Origin of the sequence: Pseudomonas sp. NPDC078416 (assembly GCF_050268485.1) — a bacterium.
GTDB lineage: Bacteria > Pseudomonadota > Gammaproteobacteria > Pseudomonadales > Pseudomonadaceae > Aquipseudomonas.
In genome coordinates this window covers 125,748-144,475 of sequence record NZ_JBNNGV010000009.1, presented here as the reverse complement: position 1 = coordinate 144,475, position 18,728 = coordinate 125,748, and the positions used below count along the sequence as shown (strand labels likewise).

Genomic DNA, 18,728 nt, shown 5'->3' with positions numbered 1-18,728 from the left:
ATACCGCATATTTGATGGTGTTCATGCGGGCCTCTTCCCGGCTGAAGCCGGTCCCACTAATAGTCCGCGTGCATTCAGTCAGGCTGGTGCAGGCCGACTGTGGGGCCCAGCGCAGTCAGCGGGACTGGCTGAGATTTATAGTGGGACCGGCTTTAGCCGGGAAAGCGTCAGGTGTCATACCGCATATTTGATGGTGTTCATGCGGGCCTCTTCCCGGCTGAAGCCGGTCCCACTAATAGTCCGCGTGCATTCAGTCAGGCTGGTGCAGGCCGGCTGTGGGACCGAGCGCAGTCAGCGGAGCTGGCTGCGCTCGAGGTATCACACCGCCTTCGCCATCCTGCCCGCAAAGAACGCCCAGCCGATCAGCAGCAGCGACAGCACGATCAACGGCCACGAGCGCCAGTGCAGGTATGGCGTGAGGTTTTGCATCGGGGTGACTTCGCCGTACATCACGGCGCGCTCGAATTGCGGCACGGTGGTGGTGATTTCGCCAAACGGGTTGATCAGCGCGCTGACGCCGTTGTTGGTGGCGCGGATCATCCAGCGCCCGGCTTCCAGCGCGCGCATCTGCGCCATCTGCAGATGCTGCAACGGGCCGATCGAGGTGCCGAACCAGGTGTCGTTGCTGACTGTCAGCAGCAAATCGCTTTGCGCGGCGAGCCCTGCGGCGAACTCCGGATACACCACTTCATAACAAATGAACGGCGCGATCTCATAACCCTTCGCCTGCAACAGCGATTGCCCGGACGGGCCGCGTGCAAAATCGGACATCGGCAGGTTGAAGAACGTAATCAGCCCACGCAACAGGTCCTGCAACGGCACGTATTCACCAAAGGGCACCAGCTTCTGCTTCAGGTAAGTGCCATCGCCTTCGCCCGTTACGGTAATGGCGTTGTAGTAACGGTATTCCCCATGGGTGCCTTTCTCACGCAGTGGCACGCCCGTGATCAGCGCCGAATCGCGCTCGGCCGCAAACTTGCCCATCACCGACAGGTAGCCTTCGACCGACTCTTTGAGCACCGGCACTGCGGTTTCCGGCCAGATGATCAGGTCCGCTTTTTTCGAGGTGAAGGTCATGTCGCGGTACAGCGCGAGTTGCGCGTTGAGCGCCGCCGGGTCCCACTTCATGCTCTGTTCGACGTTGCCCTGCATGGCCGCGACGGTCAGCGGCTTACCGGCAGGCTCGGTCCAGGCGTGATTTTTCAGTGCCAGCCCGGCAACCCACGGTGCCAGCAGCAACACAATGCCAGCCGCCAGCTTCGGCGCGCGTGTGCGCAAACGGGGCAGGTTGCACAGCAACGCAGCACTGAGTGCGAGCACAAAGGAGATCAGCCACATGCCGCCCAACGGCGCGAGGCCTTTAAGGGGGCCGTCCAATTGGCTGTAGCCGGAATAGAGCCAGGGGAAGCCGGTGAGGAACCAGCCGCGAAACATCTCCTGGCCGAACCACAGCGCTGCGAAGGCCAGTGAGTCTGCGAGCGGTGCTTCGTTACGGCGGATCCAGCGGGCCCAGATCCACGCTGGCAGGGCAAAGAAAAACGCCACCGCCGCGCAGAACAGCACCATCAGGAAAGCCGCCAGCCAGACCGGCGCCTCGCCATAGGTGTGGATGCTGACGTAAATCCAGCTGGTGCCACCGCCAAAAAGACCAAACCCGTAGGACCAGCCGCGCCAGAGGGCTTGGCGCGGTGTGAGGTCGCGCAGACCGAGATAGAAAACCACCAGCGCGAGGATCGCCAGTGGCCAGATATCGAAGGGTGCCAGGGCCAGGGTAATCAACGCGCCGGCCACCATGGCCAGCAGGTTACCGGGCCAGCCGGGGCGGGTGATCCAGCGCATTTACATTCCTTAAAACGGGTAGGGCGTTTACGTGCGGTTGATCGGGCTCAGGCGCAGCAAGTGAATACGACGGCTGTCGGCATTCAGGATGCGGAAACGGTACGCGCCGATTTCGGTGATTTCATTACGCTTGGGCAGATGCCCGAACGCGTTCATCACCAGACCGCCGACGGTGTCGAATTCGTCATCGGAGAACCCGCTGTCGAAGAACTCGTTGAAGCTCTCGATCGGGGTCAGCGCCTTGACCAGGAAGTCGCCACTGGGCAGCGGCTTGATGTAGCTGTCTTCCTCGACGTCGTGCTCGTCTTCGATGTCGCCGACGATTTGCTCGAGCACGTCTTCGATGGTCACCAGACCCGCCACGCCGCCATATTCGTCGATGACGATGGCCATGTGATTGTGGTTGGCGCGGAATTCCCGCAACAGCACGTTCAGGCGCTTGGACTCAGGGACGAAGGTCGCCGGGCGCAGCAGGGCTTTGACGTCACCGCTGCCACCGTCTTCCTTGAGAATCAGCGGCAGCAGGTCCTTGGCGAGCAATACGCCCAGCACGTCATCGTGACTTTCGCCGATGACCGGGTAGCGCGAGTGCGCCGAGTCGATCACGGCCGGCAGGAACTCGCGTGGGGTCTGGCTCGCTTTGATGCTGATCATCTGCGAACGCGGCACCATGATGTCGCGGACCTGCAGGTCCGCGACCTGAATGGCACCTTCGACGATGGCCAGCGCTTCACTGTCCAGCAGTTTGTTCTGATGGGCTTCGCGCAGCAGCTCCAGGAGCTCCTGGCGGTTTTTCGGCTCATGGGCAAATGCCTGGGTCAGTTTGCCCAACCATGACTTTTGCCCGTTGCTCGATCGGTCTTCGCTCATAGCCCTTACTCGTGGTCCTTGGCTGATGTTTCTAAATGGGGTGTGTCGGAATTGGGCGCTTCTGGATGGAGCGCGTCGACAGATTCGTCGTCGGCGTAGGGATCCGGATAGCCAAGCTCTGCAAGCAACTCCCGTTCCAGCGCTTCCATCTCTTCGGCTTCGTCATCATCGATGTGATCGTAGCCCAACAGATGCAGACAGCCATGAATCACCAGATGCGCCCAGTGAGCGTCCGATGACTTGCCCTGTTCAGCGGCTTCACGGGTGACGACAGGCACGCAGATGACCAGATCGCCCAGCAGCGGGATGTCCAGCATCTCGTCGGGGACGTCGGCGGGAAACGACAGCACATTGGTGGCGTAATCCTTGTGCCGCCACGTGTTGTTCAGCTCTCGGCCTTCAGCTTCGTCGACAAGGCGAATGGTCAGTTCCGAGTCAGCCGAACGCTGGCGCAGGCCCATTTCACACCAGAGGCGGAACTGGGCTTCGCTCGGGGCGCTGGCCTGACTCGCGAGTTGCAGATCCAGCTCAAGCATCGCGGCGAGTGTCCCGTGAACCCTGGGGAGCGGCCGGGTTGTCGTTGCGTTCTTCGTAGCGCTCGTAGGCTTCGACGATGCGCTGCACCAGCGGATGGCGCACGACGTCCTTGGGCTTGAAGTGGGTGAAACTGATGCCCGGCACATCCTTGAGCACGTCGATGACGTGGTTCAAACCCGATTTCGTGCCCTTGGGCAGGTCGATCTGGGTGACGTCACCGGTGATCACGGCCGTGGAGCCGAAACCGATACGGGTCAGGAACATTTTCATCTGCTCGACGGTGGTGTTCTGACTCTCGTCGAGAATGATGAAGCTGTTATTAAGGGTACGACCGCGCATGTAGGCCAGCGGCGCGACTTCGATCACCTGCTTCTCGATCAGCTTGGCGACGTATTCGAAGCCAAGCATTTCGTACAGCGCGTCATACAGCGGGCGCAGGTACGGGTCGATTTTCTGGGACAGGTCACCGGGCAGGAAACCGAGCTTTTCGCCCGCTTCTACGGCAGGACGCACCAGCAGGATGCGGCGGATGGTCTCGCGCTCAAGCGCATCGACCGCAGCGGCCACTGCCAGATAGGTCTTGCCGGTACCGGCCGGACCGATCCCGAAGTTGATGTCGTTGGCGAGGATTTCCTTCACGTACCGCTGCTGATTCAAGCCGCGCGGGCGAATCATGCCTTTCTTGGTACGGAGAGCAACGCCGACTTCGGCAGCAGGGTGATTGTCCAGCTCTTCGACGCCGGACTCCTGCAGGAACAGATGAACCATGTCCGGGGACAGTTCGGTCGCTTTCGTTTCCCGATACAGCCGGCGCAGCAGGTTCTCTGCCGAAGTGGTTTGTTTACGCTCGCCGATCATCTCGAACTGGCCTCCGCGATTGCGGATCTCGATGTCCAGGCGCTGTTCGATCAAGCGCAAATGCTCGTCGAATTGCCCGCACAGATTGGCGAAGCGATGAGCCTCGATGGGTTCGAGGGTGAAGCGATGTGGTTCGATAGGTGCGTTCAAAGTGGTTTTGGGCCGCCCGACGGCAATGTGAAGTGACGTGAAGGATAACCCCTGCAGGCAGCCTCCGGAAGGGTTCACTTACTAATGGGTAAATGAGCTGCGGAGCGGCGCTGCAGGGCACCTTGAAACAGGCAGTGTGCAAGGCCCGCGAGCGTGGTAGGCCGCCGGTGCAGCCGACGTATGGTGGCTGTCCGGCACCTGATGCAACGCCCGGGCCTGCACAAAAAAACATGCGTGGCGACTACATTGGGGCGCTTTGGCTTATTGCAACAACGACCCGCGCAGCGAGTGGGGTTGGGCGCTGTCGATGTACACGTCGGTGAACTGGCCGATCAGCCGGGGGTTGTCGCAGCGGAAGTTGACGATCCGGTTGTTCTCGGTACGGCCCTGCAGTTCGCCGGGGTCCTTCTTCGAATAATCGGTCACCAGAATGCGCTGTACGGTGCCGGCCATCTTGCGGCTGATGTCCAGGCCCTGACGGTTGATCAGATCCTGCAGCTGCTTGAGGCGTTCTTTCTTCACTTCATCGGACGTGTCGTCGGGCAGATCGGCGGCCGGGGTGCCGGGGCGCGCGCTGTAAACGAAGGAGTAGGAGAAGTCCATGCCGACGTCTTCCACCAGCTTCATGGTTTGCAGGTGATCCTTCTCGGTTTCGCCCGGGAAGCCGACGATGAAGTCGGAGCTGATGCAGATGTCCGGCACCGCCGCACGCAGCTTGCGCAGGCGTGATTTGTATTCGAGCACGGTGTGATTGCGTTTCATGGCCGCGAGAATCCGGTCGGAACCTGATTGCACGGGCAGGTGCAGATGCTTCACCAGTTCCGGCACTTCGGCGTGGGCCTGAATAAGGCTGTCGGAGAACTCCAGCGGGTGCGAGGTGGTGTAGCGAATGCGGTCGATGCCGTCGATGGCTGCAACCACGCGAATCAGCTCGGCCAGGTCAGCGAGGCGGCCGTCGTGGGTCGTGCCGCGATAGCCGTTGACGTTCTGGCCCAGCAGGGTCACTTCACGCACGCCGTTCTCGGCCAGATGAAGCACCTCGTTAATGACGTCGTCGAATGGCCGGCTGACTTCTTCGCCGCGGGTGTAGGGCACCACGCAGAACGTGCAGTACTTGCTGCAGCCTTCCATCACCGACACATAAGCGCTCGGGCCATCGACACGGGGCTCGGGCAAATGGTCGAATTTTTCGATTTCGGGGAACGAGACGTCGACCTGGGGCAGACGCGTGATGCGCGCCGCGTCGATCATTTCCGGCAGACGGTGCAGGGTCTGCGGGCCGAACACCACGTCGACGTACGGGGCGCGGTCGCGGATGGCCGCGCCTTCCTGACTCGCCACGCAGCCACCGACGGCGATGACCATTTCAGGGTTCGCCAGCTTCAATTCGCGCCAGCGGCCAAGCTGGGAGTACACCCGATCCTGCGCCCGCTCGCGGATTGAACAGGTGTTGAGCAGGATGACGTCAGCGTCTTCCGCTCGAGCGGTGACTTCCAGTGCTTGATGTTCGCCCAGCAGATCGACCATGCGCGAGCTGTCGTACTCGTTCATCTGGCAACCGTGGGTTTCGATGTAAAGCTTCTTGGCCATGCGGGGGTTCATCAGGTGATTCAAAGAACCGCGCATTATAGGGATGCGGGCCCCGGGTTCCTAGCATCGTCTAACCAGCGGCATGCTATAGTTCGCGCCCTTTTCAAAACGCTGACCACTGCCTGCCTGTTATGACCAAACGCGAAGCTCCAATCTACAAGGTGATTTTTCTCAACCAGGGACAGGTGTTCGAGATGTACGCCAAACAGATCTATCAGAGCGATCTGTGGGGTTTCCTGGAAGTGGAAGAATTCGTCTTCGGCGAGCGCACCACCGTCGTGGTCGACCCCAGCGAAGAGAAGCTCAAGGCGCAGTTCGATGGTGTGGTGCGCAGCTTTGTGCCGATGCACTCGATTGTGCGGATCGATGAAGTGGAGCGGATGGGCACAGCGAAGATCACCGAGGCGCGTCACACCGGCAACGTCATGCCGTTTCCGATGCCGATGCCGGACAAGTAATCCAGGTCAGGGCTTGGCGCTGTCGTCAGGGAAGGGCGCAAACGGTGTGCGTCCTTCAGCCGTTTGCAGCTCCGCCAGGTATTTGCGGAAGATCTGACCGAGCACTTGGGTGGCCACTTCCAGATCTTCGCGCTTCATTTGCGCGGACACTTCGTCAGCCTGATCCAGCGCATCTTCCGAGCCGTTTACCGCGGCCATCTTCAGCACGATGTAGGCCTGAATGTTGTTGGCCTGCACCCCTTCGCCACGAAAGAACATCAAGCCCAGTTGGTACTGCGCCTGGGCATGCCCCTGCAACGAAGCTTTTTCGAAGTAGTTGAGTGCCTGGGGCAAGTCACGTGGCGCACTTTTGCCCTCGTAATAGAACTCCCCCAACTCGTATTGCGCCTGCGCATCCCCATCCTGAGCCGCCTGCTGACAAGCGGACAACGCTGCTGGCAGGTTGTCTGGCTGGGTATTGAGGGTGCAACGACCCACCGCCGGGATCAACAACGAGTTGCCACCTGCATTAGCCAGCAGGGGATGAAGAAGCAACAGGCAGCCCAATGCAAGGGTGCGGCCGGTGCGATTCATGGAAGTCGACTTACCTCTGAAAAAGGTGCGGGCATGCCCGTCCAGCGAAACGTGCTGGCTGCGCATTATGAAATAAGCGAGGGCAACCTTACAAAGTCTTTACTGATTTTCTGCTGCGCGGGCCTTACAACGCTGAATTCAGGAGGTTTTGCCGCTGCATAATGACGCTTTCGGGCCATGGCTGCTCCTGAAAACGCTGGCTGATGCACGTTTGCTGCCGCTACGCGCCAGATCGCGGGACAAGCCACGCTCCTACAAACCTTTCATTGCCCAGCGTACGGATGCAGCGCAGCAAACACTGTGGTGTAGGCGCGTGGCTTGTCCCGCGATCGGCTGCGCAGCAGTCGTAACACCAGACGGCGCCGATGCCCGGGCGGAATCCCTTCCGCCTGGTCTGCTCGTTATTTCAGCTGAGCGAACGCCTTTTCTGCCGCGTCCAGGGTCTGCTGCAACTCTGCGTCGCCGTGGGCGATAGAGGTAAAGCCGGCTTCGAACGCGCTTGGCGCCAGGTACACGCCGCCTTCCAGCATCAGGTGGAAGAACTGCTTGAAGCGATTGGCGTCGCTGGTCATCACGTCCTGGAAGGTGACGATTTCTTTGGCGTCGCTGAAGTACAGGCCGAACATGCCGCCCGCCTGGGTGGTCACGAACGGGATGCCGGCAGCGTCGGCGCGCTGTTGCAGCCCTTCCAGCAGGCGTGTGGTGAACGCGCTCAACTCGTCGTGGAAACCCGGGCGGCTGATCAGGCGCAGGGTGGTCAGACCCGCCGCCATCGCCAGCGGGTTACCCGACAGCGTGCCGGCCTGATACACCGGGCCCAGCGGCGCGATGTGCGACATGATTTCGCGCTTGCCGCCGAAACAGCCGACCGGCATGCCGCCGCCGATGATCTTGCCGAACGTGCTCAGGTCTGGCTTGACGCCGTAGTACGCCTGCGCCCCGCCGAGGGCCACGCGGAAACCGGTCATCACTTCGTCGAAAATCAGCACCACACCGTGCTCGTCGCAGGCCTCGCGCAGGCCTTGCAGGAAACCCGGCGCAGGCGGCACGCAGTTCATGTTGCCGGCCACCGGCTCGACGATGATGCACGCCACTTCCTGGCCGACGTCAGCCAGCATCGTCTTGACCGCTTCGATGTCGTTGAACGGCAGGGTCAGCGTGTGCTTGGCGAAGGCCGCCGGTACGCCGGGCGAACTCGGCACGCCCAGGGTCAGTGCGCCCGAACCGGCTTTCACCAGCAGGCTGTCGGAGTGGCCGTGGTAGCAGCCTTCGAACTTGATGATGCTGTCCCGGCCAGTGAAACCGCGGGCCAGGCGGATCGCGCTCATGGTCGCTTCGGTGCCGGAACTGACCATGCGCACCATTTCCATCGACGGCACGATCGAGCAGACCAGATCGGCCATCTCGGTTTCCATCGCCGTCGGCGCGCCGTAGGACAGGCCGTGTTCCAGCTGCTTGCGCACGGCATCCAGCACGTCCGGGTGGCTGTGGCCCAGAATCATCGGGCCCCACGAGCCCACGTAATCGACGTAACGCTTGTCGTCTTCATCGGTGACGTAAGCGCCGACCGCGTGTTTGAAAAACAGAGGCGTGCCGCCGACGCTCTTGAAGGCGCGGACCGGCGAATTGACGCCGCCGGGAATGTGTTTCTGGGCGTTGGCGAACAGGGTTTCAGAACGGGACATGATGAGGTCTCTGTTTGAATCGGGAATGAATGAGTGCGTAACCGGCCTGATTCAGGATCAGGCGGGCTTGAACAAATCGTTGAAGGCGCGGGCGCGGCGGGTGACTTCCTGGCTGGTTTCCGCGCCGAACAGTCCGTGCACGACGGCCAGCAAGTCGGCGCCGTGGGCCACCAGCGGCGCGGCGTTTTCCAGGGTAATGCCGCCAATCACCGCGATGGGCAGATTGATGCGTTTGCGCGCCTGGCTGAGCAGGTCGAGGCTGCAGGTGGGCGCGCCGGGTTTGGTCTGGGAATTGAAGAAGCGTCCGAAAGCAACATAGGTGGCGCCGTCGGCCTTGGCCTTGTCGGCCAGCTCCAGCTGCGCGTGGCAGGTCGCGCCGACAATGGCTTTGTGACCGAGCAGGGCGCGGGCGTCCGGCAGCGAGCCGTCGGTTTGCCCCAGATGCACGCCAACGCCCAGGCGCGCGGCCACTTCGGCGTCGTCGTTGATGATCAGGCGGGTCTTGTAGCGCTCGCACAGTTTGAGCAGTGCCGAGGCCTCGCGCAGGCGACGGGTCTCGTCACCGGATTTGTCGCGGTATTGCAGCAGGGTCACGCCGCCATCGAGGGCGGCTTCGACGTAAGACAGGAATTTGCCGGCCAACAGTTGGCTGTCGGTCACGGCATACAAGCCACGTAATCTCATCAAGGTGCCTCTTTTTCGTGGCGTTACGAGCAGAAATCCAGCGGCAGGCGGCGCGGAACAAATTGTCCCCGGCCCAGCTGTTCGGCATCGCGCAGCGTGCGCCAAGTGTAGTCCAGCGCGATTTGCACAGCGCCGATCAGGTCCTGACCGAGCGCCAGTCTTCCCGCCAGTGCGCTGGCCAGTGTGCAGCCCGAACCGTGATAGCTGCCGGGCAGCCGCTGACAGGTAAAGGTGCGTGACTGACCGCCGCGGATGTACAGGCGGTTATGAACTTCGTGCTCATCGCCATGACCGCCGGTGATCAACAGGTGCTCACAGAACGGCAGCAGCTTCTCGGCGCATTCATCTGCCGTGCCTTCGGGCAGCTCGGCGAGGATGCGCGCCTCCGGCAGGTTCGGCGTGGCGATGGTGGCGAGTGGCAGCAGGCGCTCGCGCATCGCGTAACCCACCTCATCCTTGCCCAGCCGACCGCCGCCACCGGCACGCAACACCGGATCGCAGACCATCGGCAGATGCGGATGCGCCGCCAGCAGTTCGACGACGGTGTCGACCATCTCCAGCGAGCCCAGCATGCCCAGCTTCACTGCCGCGACGGTGGAATCGTTGAGCACGGCATTGGCTTGCGCCAGCACCCACTCGCGATCCAGCACGCGAAAGTCAGTGACATTCACGGTGTCCTGAACGGTCAGGGCGGTGACGGCGGGAGCGGCGTGGCAACCCTGAGCGAGCAGGGCTTCGATATCTGCCTGCAGACCGGCGCCGCCACTAGGGTCGTGACCGGAGAGACAGAGGACAACAGGGCGGGAGCTATAGATATTCATGGTGCGCGAGCTTACCACTAAACTTTTTGCCGGTGGGACCGGCGTCAGCCGGGAAAGCGCCAGTGCAAACACCGTCAATCTCGCGGTGAGACGCAGGCTGTTAGTAGGACCGGCTTCAGCCGGGAAGGGGCCGGTGCGTACGCCATCAATTTTGCGGTGAGACATCTGACGCCTTCCCGGCTAAAGCCGGTCCCACTAAGTGCATTGCGTTCAGCCAGTACCACTAGGCAATTTTCTGGCTTACGCCACTTCCACTATGTGCACGCGGTGATTTAGTGGGACCGGCTTCAGCCGGGAAGGGGCTAGTGCGAACGCCATTAATTTTGCAGCATTGACCAATCTGTAGGAGCCGGCTTGCTGGCGAACCCGGTTGACCTTTCCCTGCTACAGCGCCTGACACAATGCGTTCGCCAGCAAGCCGGCTCCGACGGTGAAATCGAGGACATCCAGTGGCACCGGAGATTTAGATGGTGTCATCGAGCTATCAGTCGCTATCCTGTGGCGCTTCATCTGTTCCGCCAAAAGAGTGAATGCAAGTGCGTTGCCCGCTGACCCCTTCGACCGATACAGCGGTCGCTCGCAGAATTGCGAAGCCGTTCCACTATTCAACGGCAGCTCGTGCCCGTCATCAATGCCAAGGCGGTGTCCCATGCGTCTGGTGCTGATCGCCCTGTTCTGCCTGTTGCCGATGTTCGCCAACGCCGTCGATTTCGATGAGAACACCCGCAGCCTGGCGTTGGGGCGCGACACCCAGGTGTTTGAAGACCCCACCGGCGATGCGACCATCCAGCAAGTCTCATCCCCCGAGGGCGCCGCAAGATTCCGACCCCTTGCCGGTCCGTCGCTCAATGCCGGGTACTCGCGCTCGGCGTTCTGGCTAAAGGTGCGTCTGACTTATCGTCCGGCCAACCCGCTGGCGTCCGCCGACTGGTTGCTGGAACTGGCCTACCCGCCGATGGACCATGTCGATCTCTATCTCGGCAACGGCGATGCGCGGCCGCATCTGGCCTGGCAGACCGGCGACATGCTGCCGTTTTCCAGCCGGCAGATTAAGCAGAACAACTACGTATTCGATCTCAACCTGAACGCCCACGAGACCAAGACCGTTTACCTGCGCGTCGCCAGCCACGGCTCGGTGCAGGCGCCACTCAATCTGTGGGCCAGTCACGCCTATATAGAAGAGCAGCCGTCGCGCCTGTACATCCTCGGCATGATTTACGGCGTGCTGGCGGTGATGCTGGTCTACAACCTGTTCATCTACCTGAGTGTGCGCGACACCGCGTACCTGCATTACATCCTCTACATCACCTGCTTTGGCCTGTATCAGGTCTCGGTCAACGGCGCGGCGATCGAGTATTTCTGGCCCGACAACCCGTGGTGGGCCAACACCTCGACCACCTTTCTTATCGCCGCCGCGATTCTCTTTGCCAGCCAGTTCACCCGCAAATTCCTGCAGACGCCGAGCCTGGGTCGCTGGCTGGACGTGCCGCTGCTGGTGATGATGGTTTGCGCGGCGGTGATCATGGCGCTCGCGTTGAGCATGGATTACGGCGTTGCGCTGCGCCTGGTGACCGGGCTGGTGTTGCTGTTCACGCCGGTCGTGCTGCTGATCGGGCTGGCGGCGTGGTTCAAGGGGCGGCGGGTCGCGCGGTACTTCATCATTGGCTGGTCGGCGTTTCTGATCGGCGGGGTGGTCAACGCGACCATGCTGCTCGGGCATCTGCCCAACAACTTCTGGACCATGTACGCCAGCCAGATCGGTTCGGTGATCGAGGTGGCGTTGCTTTCGCTGGCTCTGGCCGACCGCATCAATGCCATGCGCGAGCGCGAAGCGCAGATCATGGCGGAATCGCAGCAGGGGCTTGAAACCCTCAACCAGCAATTGGCCGTGAGCAACCGATTGAAAGATGAGTTTCTCGCCACGCTGACCCATGAGCTGCGCACGCCCATGAACGGTGTGATCGGTTCGCTGGAGTTGATGCAGATGGACGTGGCCGGGAGCGAGATCGAGCTGTATCGCCAGACCGCCGCCGACTCGGCGCAAAACATGATGGGCATCGTCAACGGCATTCTTACGCTGACCGAGCTGCAAGCCGGGCGCATCACCGTGCGCAACGAGCCGTTCAGCCTGCGGCATGTGCTGTTTCAGCTTCGCAGTGGCTTCGAGCCGCTGGCCCGCAGCAAGGCGCTGGCGCTGAGTGTTGAGCTGGACGAGACGTTGCCGGACAGTCTCGAAGGTGACAGCGTCAAGTTGCGCCAGTGCCTGGAGTGCCTGCTGGACAACGCGATCAAGTTCACCAAAACCGGTTCGATCAGAATCCGCGTCAACGGCCAGCGCGCAGACGCCGAGAACGTGCGTCTGGTGATCGACGTCATCGACACTGGCATCGGCTTCAGCCGGCTGGATGAGGAGACGCTGTACGCCAACTTCTTCCAGGTGGATAGCTCGACGACGCGGGAATACGGCGGGCTGGGCATCGGCCTGGCGATTTGCCGACAGTTGATTGAATTGCAGGGCGGGCGCCTGAGCCATCAGTCCGAACCGGGCAATGGCAGCCAGTTCCGCTTGAGCCTGGATGTGCAGATCGCGACGCAATCGGTGTAGGAGCGTGGCTTGTCCCGCGATCGGCCGGGAACCGGTCGTCGAATCGGCGCATGCGGTGGATCAGGAGAAATCGATGCCAGGTGTGCTGCCGCTCCGCGCCAGATCGCGGGACAAGCCACGCTCCTGCAGTTGATCTGCATCCATTCCGAGATCGTGCGCCCACAAGGTAAAACCGCCGTGATTTCGTCTTCTATGGCGCTGTCGCCGGGAAGTGGTGCGTGATTCACTAGGTCAGCTGCACGACCGCCGCGTGCTGCCCGGACCGGAGTCGCCTCATGGACCAGCGCATCAACCTGCATCAGTTCGCCGAGACCCACGAGGTCACCAATCAGCCGCCTTCTCTGGACGGCACCAACCTCTACCGCATCGACTTGCCGCTGCAAGAGTGGTCGCAGCGCTTCGGGGCGGGTTGGGCACGGGACCGAATCGACGCCTATGGCGCGCTGGCCGGTGGCCCGTTGATGGAAGCGGGTTTCCTCGCCAATCAGAACAAACCGGTGTTCGCCAGCCATGATCGCTACGGCCATCGCATCGACCTGGTGGAGTTTCATCGCGCGTATCACCAACTGATGCAAACGGCGGTTGAGCACGGCATTCCGTCGCTGCCATGGACCGATCCCCGGGAAGGCGCCCACGTCGCCCGCGCGGCGATGAGCTATTTGCACACCCAAGCCGAGGCGGGCAGCGGTTGTCCGCTGACCATGACCTTCGCCAGCGTGCCGGCCCTGCGCCTGCAACCGGACCTGGCCGAGACCTGGCTGCCGAAGATCCTCGCCACCCACTACGACCCGCGCAACGTCGGGATCGCCCACAAGTCCGGCGCCACCATCGGCATGGCCATGACCGAGAAACAAGGTGGCACCGACGTGCGCGCCAACACCACGCGGGCCTATCCCGTTGGCCAGCCCGGCCCCGGTCAGGCCTATGAACTGGTGGGGCACAAATGGTTTTGTTCAGCGCCCATGTGCGACGCCTTCCTCACCCTGGCGCAGACCGACAAGGGCCTGACCTGTTTCCTGCTGCCGCGCCATCGCCCCGATGACACCCGCAACGAGTTCTACATACAGCGGCTGAAGAACAAACTGGGCAATTGGTCCAACGCCTCCAGTGAGGTGGAATTCCGCGGCGCCCTGGCCTGGATGGTGGGCGAGGAGGGGCGCGGCGTGCCGACCATCATCGAAATGGTGGCCATGACCCGATTCGACTGCATGACCGGTTCCAGCGCGCTGATGCGTCAGGCCCTGACCCAGGCCGCGCACCACTGCGCCCACCGCAGCGTCAGCGGTCGCTTGCTCAGCGAGCAGCCGCTCATGCAAAACGTGCTCGCCGATCTAGCGCTGGAAAGCGAAGCGGCCCTCGCACTGACCCTGCGCATGGGACGTTCGCTGGAGCGTCTGGATGACGGCCACGAAGCCCGTTTTGCACGGCTGGTGACGGCGGTGGGCAAATACTGGATCTGCAAACGCGCGCCGGCGATGATCAACGAAGCGGCGGAATGCATGGGCGGCGCGGGGTATGTAGAGGACACCATTCTGCCGCGCCTCTACCGTGAGGCGCCGGTCAATTCGACGTGGGAAGGCTCCGGCAATGTGCAGTGCCTCGACGTCCTGCGCGCGTTGTCCAAAGAGCCCGGCGTGCTGGATGCGCTGTTTGACGAGCTTGGCGACGGTCATGGCGACAAGCGTCTGGCCGCGCATATTCATGGCTTGAAGGAGGCGTTTCAGGACACCGGCGACATTCAGTACCGCGCACGCCAATTGACCGAAGACATCGCCGTCGCGCTGCAGGCAAAGCTGCTGCTGGAAGCAGGCAATGCCGTGGTCAGCGACGGGTTTATCGCCGGACGCGTGGAACGGCCGGGTCGGGTCTACGGCACCTTGCCGCGCGGGGTGGATGTTCAGGCGTTGGTCGCGCGGTCATCGCCGCAAACCGGGTGATCTGTGTCTGCGCTGCCTGCGAATGGGGTGTATCAGGCACACATTCGGTGAATGCCACAATTTTCGCGGGCAAGCGCGCTCCCACAGGGGATATCAGGAGCTGGCCTCTCTGACACAACTCGTGCCTTCGTCATCTGTTGCAGGCAAGATATGCGATTGCAAGATCAGAAGGATATGCATCGTGACCGAAGCTTTCATTGTCGTAGAAACTGCCGAACAAGCCGTGGACCGGCTCGCTGAGCTCCACGCACGAGCAACCACCGCCTTGAGCCAGGCGCTCAAGCGCTATCTCAAAGACCGCGTCGAACCGGATGCCGCCGAGCGTCTGACGTTCCGCTACCCCGAATTGCGCCTGACCTACCACTGCCAGGGTGAAGTGCCGCTGACCACCCGCGCCTACGCCAAGGTTCAGTTGCCGGGGACCTACAGTGTCACCGTCACCCACCCGGCGGCGTTCCGCAAATACCTGCTTGAACAACTCGTGCCGCTGATGAACGACTTCACCGTGACGGTGGAAGTGGGCGTCAGTGAACAGAACATTCCGTACCCGTACGTGGTCGAGCAGGGCGATGAACTGGCCGGTACCGGCGTCACCGCTGCGACCCTGGCCCGCGTCTTCCCGAGCACCGATTTGTCGGCGGCCACCGATGGCATCGCCGACGGTCTGTACGACTGGGCGAACACCGATCCGCTGCCGCTCGCATTGTTCGACGCCGCCCGGGTGGATTTCTCGCTGCGTCGTCTGGTGCATTACACCGGCAGTGACTGGCGCCATGTCCAGCCGTGGATCCTGCTGACCAACTACCACCGCTACGTCGACCAGTTCATCGTGCATGGCCTGGAAAAACTGCGCGACGACCCGCGCTTCGTGAAGATGGTCCTGCCGGGCAACGTCGTCGTCGACAAGAGCATGGATTACGGCGAAGCCCAGGCCATCGTCTCCGGCGTGGTCTGGCACCGTTACCAGATGCCTGCGTATCACCTGATTGCCGAAGACGGTCACGGCGTGACATTGGTCAACATCGGCGTCGGCCCGTCCAACGCCAAGAACATCACCGACCACCTCGCGGTATTGCGTCCGCATTGCTGGCTGATGATCGGCCACTGCGGCGGCCTGCGTCAGTCGCAGACCATCGGTGACTACGTGCTCGCCCACGCCTACATGCGTCGCGACGGTATTCTGGACCGCGTGCTGCCGCCGAACATCCCGATCCCGGCGCTGGCCGAGGTGCAACTGGCGTTGCAGGAATCAGCCGCCCAAGTCACCGGCGAACGCGGCGACGATCTGAAGAAGCGTCTGCGCACCGGCACGGTCCTGACCTACGATGATCGCAACTGGGAACTGCGCTGGGCCCAGGAGCGGCCGCTGATCAACCTGTCCCGCGCCGTGGCGGTGGACATGGAAAGCGGGACTATTGCGGCCCAGGGTTATCGCCTGCGGGTGCCTTACGGGACCTTGCTCTGCGTTTCGGACAAACCGCTGCACAGCGAGATCAAGCTGCCGGGCTCGGCCAACGCGTTTTATGAGCGTGCGGTCACCCAGCATCTGAAGATCGGCATCGCCGCGCTGGACCTGATGCGCACGCAGCTCAACTCGCTGCATTCGCGCAAACTGCGCAGCTTCGACGAGCCGCCGTTCCGATAACGCTCCGTTAAGTCGCTAGGCGTTCAACGAAAGGGCCACTAAAGTGGCCCTTTCCGTATCTGTCATTTGTTTACCGGTTTCCCATGCCCCGCAATCAACGTCCCGATGCCCGCCGTCCTTCCCCTGATCGCTCCGGCGCGCCACGGCGTGTCGCCAAAGCGCCGCCCGCCGAACCTCGGCTGATTTTGTTCAACAAACCCTTTGATGTGCTGACCCAGTTCAGTGATGGCGAAGGCCGCGCGACGCTCAAGGATTTCATCGACATCCCCGGCATCTACCCGGCGGGCCGTCTGGACCGCGACAGCGAAGGCTTGCTGCTGCTGACCAACGACGGCCAGTTGCAGGCGCGAATCGCCGACCCCAAGCACAAGCTGGCGAAAACCTATTGGGTGCAGGTGGAGGGCGAGCCGACGGATGAGCAACTGCAGAAGCTGCGTGATGGCGTTGAACTCAACGATGGCCCGACCTTGCCTGCACAGGCCCGGCAACTGGACGAACCCGAACTGTGGCCGCGCAACCCGCCGGTGCGCTTTCGCAAAAGTGTACCGACGAGCTGGCTGGAACTGGTGATCAAGGAAGGCCGCAACCGCCAGGTGCGCAGGATGACCGCGGCGGTCGGGCTGCCGACGTTGCGACTGGTCCGCGTGCGGATTGGCGACTGGAGCATAGAAGGGCTGGATCAGGGGCAGTGGCGGGAAGTGCCGGCGAAGCTCTGACAGTCTTGATGACCGGCGCGAGATGCCAAGACTGCACGTATCAACTGTAGGAGCGCGCTTGCCCGCGAACGCGTCGGGTCAGACGACATCAATGAAGCGGGTACGATGCCTTCGTCCGGATGCAGCCCAGACCAAGCGCGCTCCTACAAAAGCAGCTCGAGGTGGTGGCGAAGTCATCCCTGCTGCTCCAAGGAGGCGATCACCACGCTCTTGATCACAAACGCCAGAATCCCCAGCCCTAGAACGCTGAACAGGAGAATGGTACCGAAGCGCCCGGCTTTGGATCTCTTCGCCAGATCCCAGACGATGAAGCCCATGAACCCGACCAGCGCCGTGATCAACAGGGTCATCATCCACTCTTCGAACAGTGCAGGAGCCATGGGTGACTCCCGTCGGACGCAGTTCAGCCGCGCAAATGCACGAGCGGCAATTCGGTGCTCGCCAGTACCTGATTGAGCACGAAGCTGGAGCGAACGCTGGTCACGCCGTCGATGCGGGTCAGATGGCCCAGCAGAAATTTCTGATAGTGATCCATGTCCGGGACAACGACCTTCAGTTGGTAATCGGCATCGATCCCGGTCACCAGGCTGCATTCCAGCACCTGCGGCAGGTTGCGAATGTGCTGCTCGAAATTCTCGAAGCGGTCGGGTGTGTGGCGGTCCATGCCGATCAGCACGTAAGCCGTCAGGCTAAGGCCCAGCTTCTTGCGGTCCAGCAGCGCGACCTGGCCGACGATATAACCGTCGTCTTCCAGCTGTTTGACGCGGCGCGAGCAGGGTGATGGCGACAGACCAATGCGCTCTGCCAGTTCCTGATTGGAGATGCGCGCGTCCTTTTGCAGTTCGGCCAAAATACTCAAGTCATATCTGTCGAGCTTGCTCACGATAAGCGCCTTTATTGAATGGATTGCGCAGGATTATTCATCCGAAGTGAATTATTGCGCAAGTGATGTTTTCTTCAGCAATATTCGCAATCCTCTGTCGTCCGCCAAAGCCTATTCTTTTAACCAGAATCACTGCCCGGACACAGCGTCCAGCGCGGCCCGCCGAATCAGGCCAGCCGCGGTCTCCAGCCCGACAGGGTTGAGCAGGCCACCGGGCTACGCACTGTCCAGAAGACGATGCGAGGTGAGCCGACGTCAAAAGCGTCGAGCCAGGACGAAGCATTCCAGAGAGGGCCATCGAGCCCTCTTTTTTTGTGCCCGGCTTTTGGCCAGCACCGGGGCGTGCGCTTCTATAGTTTCATCCGCCACGCTGATAGAGTGCGGCGAACGGCGCACCCGACTAGCAGTCCTATCAACAGGTATCCGCGCCCCAGTGAGGAAAGCATGAACATGCGCATCTGGCGTTTGGCAGGTGTCAGTCTCTTGGCCTTGAGCATCAGTGCTCAGGTGTTGGCCGACGACAATAATCAACAGCAGCAGCGTAACGAGCAGCAGCACCAGCAACAACAGCAACAACAGCAACGTGGGTTCGAGATGCAGCGCCAGCAGCAGGAGAATCAGCGCGGCTTCAATGACAACCAGCAGCGTCAGCAGCAGCAACAACGCCAGCAACAGCAGAATCAGCAACAGCAGCAGCGCCAGCAGGAACAGGTGCAGCAACAGCGCCAGATTCAGCAGAACCAGCAGGAGCGCGCCAATCAGCAGCGCCAGCAGCAGGATCGTGAGCGCAATCAACAGCGCGACGATCAGCGCCAACAGCAGCAACGCCAACAACAGCAGGATCAGCAACGACGCCAGCAAGAGCAGCAGCAACAAC

At 61.7% G+C, this 18,728-nt stretch carries 17 protein-coding genes; 5 read left to right on the top strand and 12 right to left on the bottom strand.

What is annotated here, in order from left to right; translation table 11 throughout:
• Positions 1-318 precede the first annotated feature (318 nt).
• The 5 genes from lnt to miaB all read right to left on the bottom strand — a co-directional run bounded on the left by lnt (position 319) and on the right by miaB (position 5,844).
• Entirely contained in the window at positions 319-1,839 is a 1,521-nt protein-coding gene (gene lnt / locus ACQKEN_RS11490; protein ID WP_427685550.1) for an apolipoprotein N-acyltransferase, read from the bottom strand.
• A gap of 27 nt (positions 1,840-1,866) precedes the next feature.
• Complete coding sequence (locus ACQKEN_RS11485; protein WP_427685549.1) at positions 1,867-2,709, bottom strand: HlyC/CorC family transporter; 843 nt, start codon at positions 2,707-2,709, stop codon at positions 1,867-1,869.
• A gap of 5 nt (positions 2,710-2,714) precedes the next feature.
• Positions 2,715-3,245, bottom strand: coding sequence for an rRNA maturation RNase YbeY (gene ybeY, locus ACQKEN_RS11480; protein WP_427685548.1), 531 nt, complete (start codon positions 3,243-3,245; stop codon positions 2,715-2,717).
• A complete protein-coding gene (locus ACQKEN_RS11475; protein WP_427685547.1) occupies positions 3,238-4,254 on the bottom strand; it encodes a PhoH family protein in 1,017 nt (338 codons plus the stop codon). Before ACQKEN_RS11475 ends, ybeY begins: the two co-directional genes overlap by 8 nt.
• Positions 4,255-4,515: 261 nt before the next feature.
• Positions 4,516-5,844: a tRNA (N6-isopentenyl adenosine(37)-C2)-methylthiotransferase MiaB gene (gene miaB / locus ACQKEN_RS11470; RefSeq protein WP_427685546.1), complete on the bottom strand. Its 1,329-nt coding sequence runs from the start codon at positions 5,842-5,844 to the stop codon at positions 4,516-4,518.
• 131 nt (positions 5,845-5,975) lie between these two features.
• On the opposite strand from miaB, the gene ACQKEN_RS11465 reads away from it, so the two are divergent.
• Positions 5,976-6,302 (top strand): DUF1820 family protein, encoded by a 327-nt coding sequence (locus tag ACQKEN_RS11465; RefSeq protein WP_065988358.1) that lies wholly within the window; start codon positions 5,976-5,978, stop codon positions 6,300-6,302.
• A 6-nt stretch (positions 6,303-6,308) separates the two neighbouring features.
• Here ACQKEN_RS11465 and ACQKEN_RS11460 read toward each other — a convergent pair whose 3' ends face one another.
• The 4 genes from ACQKEN_RS11460 to ACQKEN_RS11445 all read right to left on the bottom strand — a co-directional run bounded on the left by ACQKEN_RS11460 (position 6,309) and on the right by ACQKEN_RS11445 (position 10,065).
• Positions 6,309-6,875: a tetratricopeptide repeat protein gene (locus ACQKEN_RS11460; protein WP_074892697.1), complete on the bottom strand. Its 567-nt coding sequence runs from the start codon at positions 6,873-6,875 to the stop codon at positions 6,309-6,311.
• 401 nt (positions 6,876-7,276) lie between these two features.
• A complete protein-coding gene (gene hemL, locus ACQKEN_RS11455) occupies positions 7,277-8,560 on the bottom strand; it encodes a glutamate-1-semialdehyde 2,1-aminomutase (RefSeq protein ID WP_122536905.1) in 1,284 nt (427 codons plus the stop codon).
• Between the two features lie 57 nt (positions 8,561-8,617).
• Entirely contained in the window at positions 8,618-9,244 is a 627-nt protein-coding gene (gene thiE, locus ACQKEN_RS11450; RefSeq protein ID WP_427685545.1) for a thiamine phosphate synthase, read from the bottom strand.
• A 23-nt stretch (positions 9,245-9,267) separates the two neighbouring features.
• A complete protein-coding gene (locus ACQKEN_RS11445) occupies positions 9,268-10,065 on the bottom strand; it encodes a hydroxymethylpyrimidine/phosphomethylpyrimidine kinase (protein WP_427685568.1) in 798 nt (265 codons plus the stop codon).
• A 649-nt stretch (positions 10,066-10,714) separates the two neighbouring features.
• Between ACQKEN_RS11445 and ACQKEN_RS11440 the strand changes: the two genes are divergently transcribed.
• From ACQKEN_RS11440 to ACQKEN_RS11425, 4 genes are all read left to right on the top strand, one after another.
• The gene (locus ACQKEN_RS11440; RefSeq protein ID WP_427685544.1) at positions 10,715-12,670 is read left to right on the top strand and encodes a sensor histidine kinase; all 1,956 of its coding nucleotides are present in this window, start codon (positions 10,715-10,717) and stop codon (positions 12,668-12,670) included.
• 287 nt (positions 12,671-12,957) lie between these two features.
• Complete coding sequence (locus ACQKEN_RS11435) at positions 12,958-14,607, top strand: acyl-CoA dehydrogenase family protein (RefSeq protein ID WP_427685567.1); 1,650 nt, start codon at positions 12,958-12,960, stop codon at positions 14,605-14,607.
• Between the two features lie 181 nt (positions 14,608-14,788).
• Positions 14,789-16,252 carry an AMP nucleosidase gene (amn, locus tag ACQKEN_RS11430; protein ID WP_427685543.1) on the top strand — a complete coding sequence of 488 codons (1,464 nt, stop codon included), beginning with the start codon at positions 14,789-14,791 and terminating at the stop codon, positions 16,250-16,252.
• 83 nt (positions 16,253-16,335) lie between these two features.
• Entirely contained in the window at positions 16,336-16,968 is a 633-nt protein-coding gene (locus ACQKEN_RS11425; protein WP_427685542.1) for a pseudouridine synthase, read from the top strand.
• Between the two features lie 173 nt (positions 16,969-17,141).
• Here ACQKEN_RS11425 and ACQKEN_RS11420 read toward each other — a convergent pair whose 3' ends face one another.
• From ACQKEN_RS11420 to ACQKEN_RS11410, 3 genes are all read right to left on the bottom strand, one after another.
• Complete coding sequence (locus tag ACQKEN_RS11420; RefSeq protein WP_427685541.1) at positions 17,142-17,348, bottom strand: DUF2788 domain-containing protein; 207 nt, start codon at positions 17,346-17,348, stop codon at positions 17,142-17,144.
• A 23-nt stretch (positions 17,349-17,371) separates the two neighbouring features.
• Complete coding sequence (locus tag ACQKEN_RS11415) at positions 17,372-17,851, bottom strand: Lrp/AsnC family transcriptional regulator (protein WP_074893299.1); 480 nt, start codon at positions 17,849-17,851, stop codon at positions 17,372-17,374.
• A 255-nt stretch (positions 17,852-18,106) separates the two neighbouring features.
• The gene (locus ACQKEN_RS11410) at positions 18,107-18,700 is read right to left on the bottom strand and encodes a hypothetical protein (RefSeq protein ID WP_427685540.1); all 594 of its coding nucleotides are present in this window, start codon (positions 18,698-18,700) and stop codon (positions 18,107-18,109) included.
• Between the last annotated feature and the right edge of the window lie 28 nt (positions 18,701-18,728).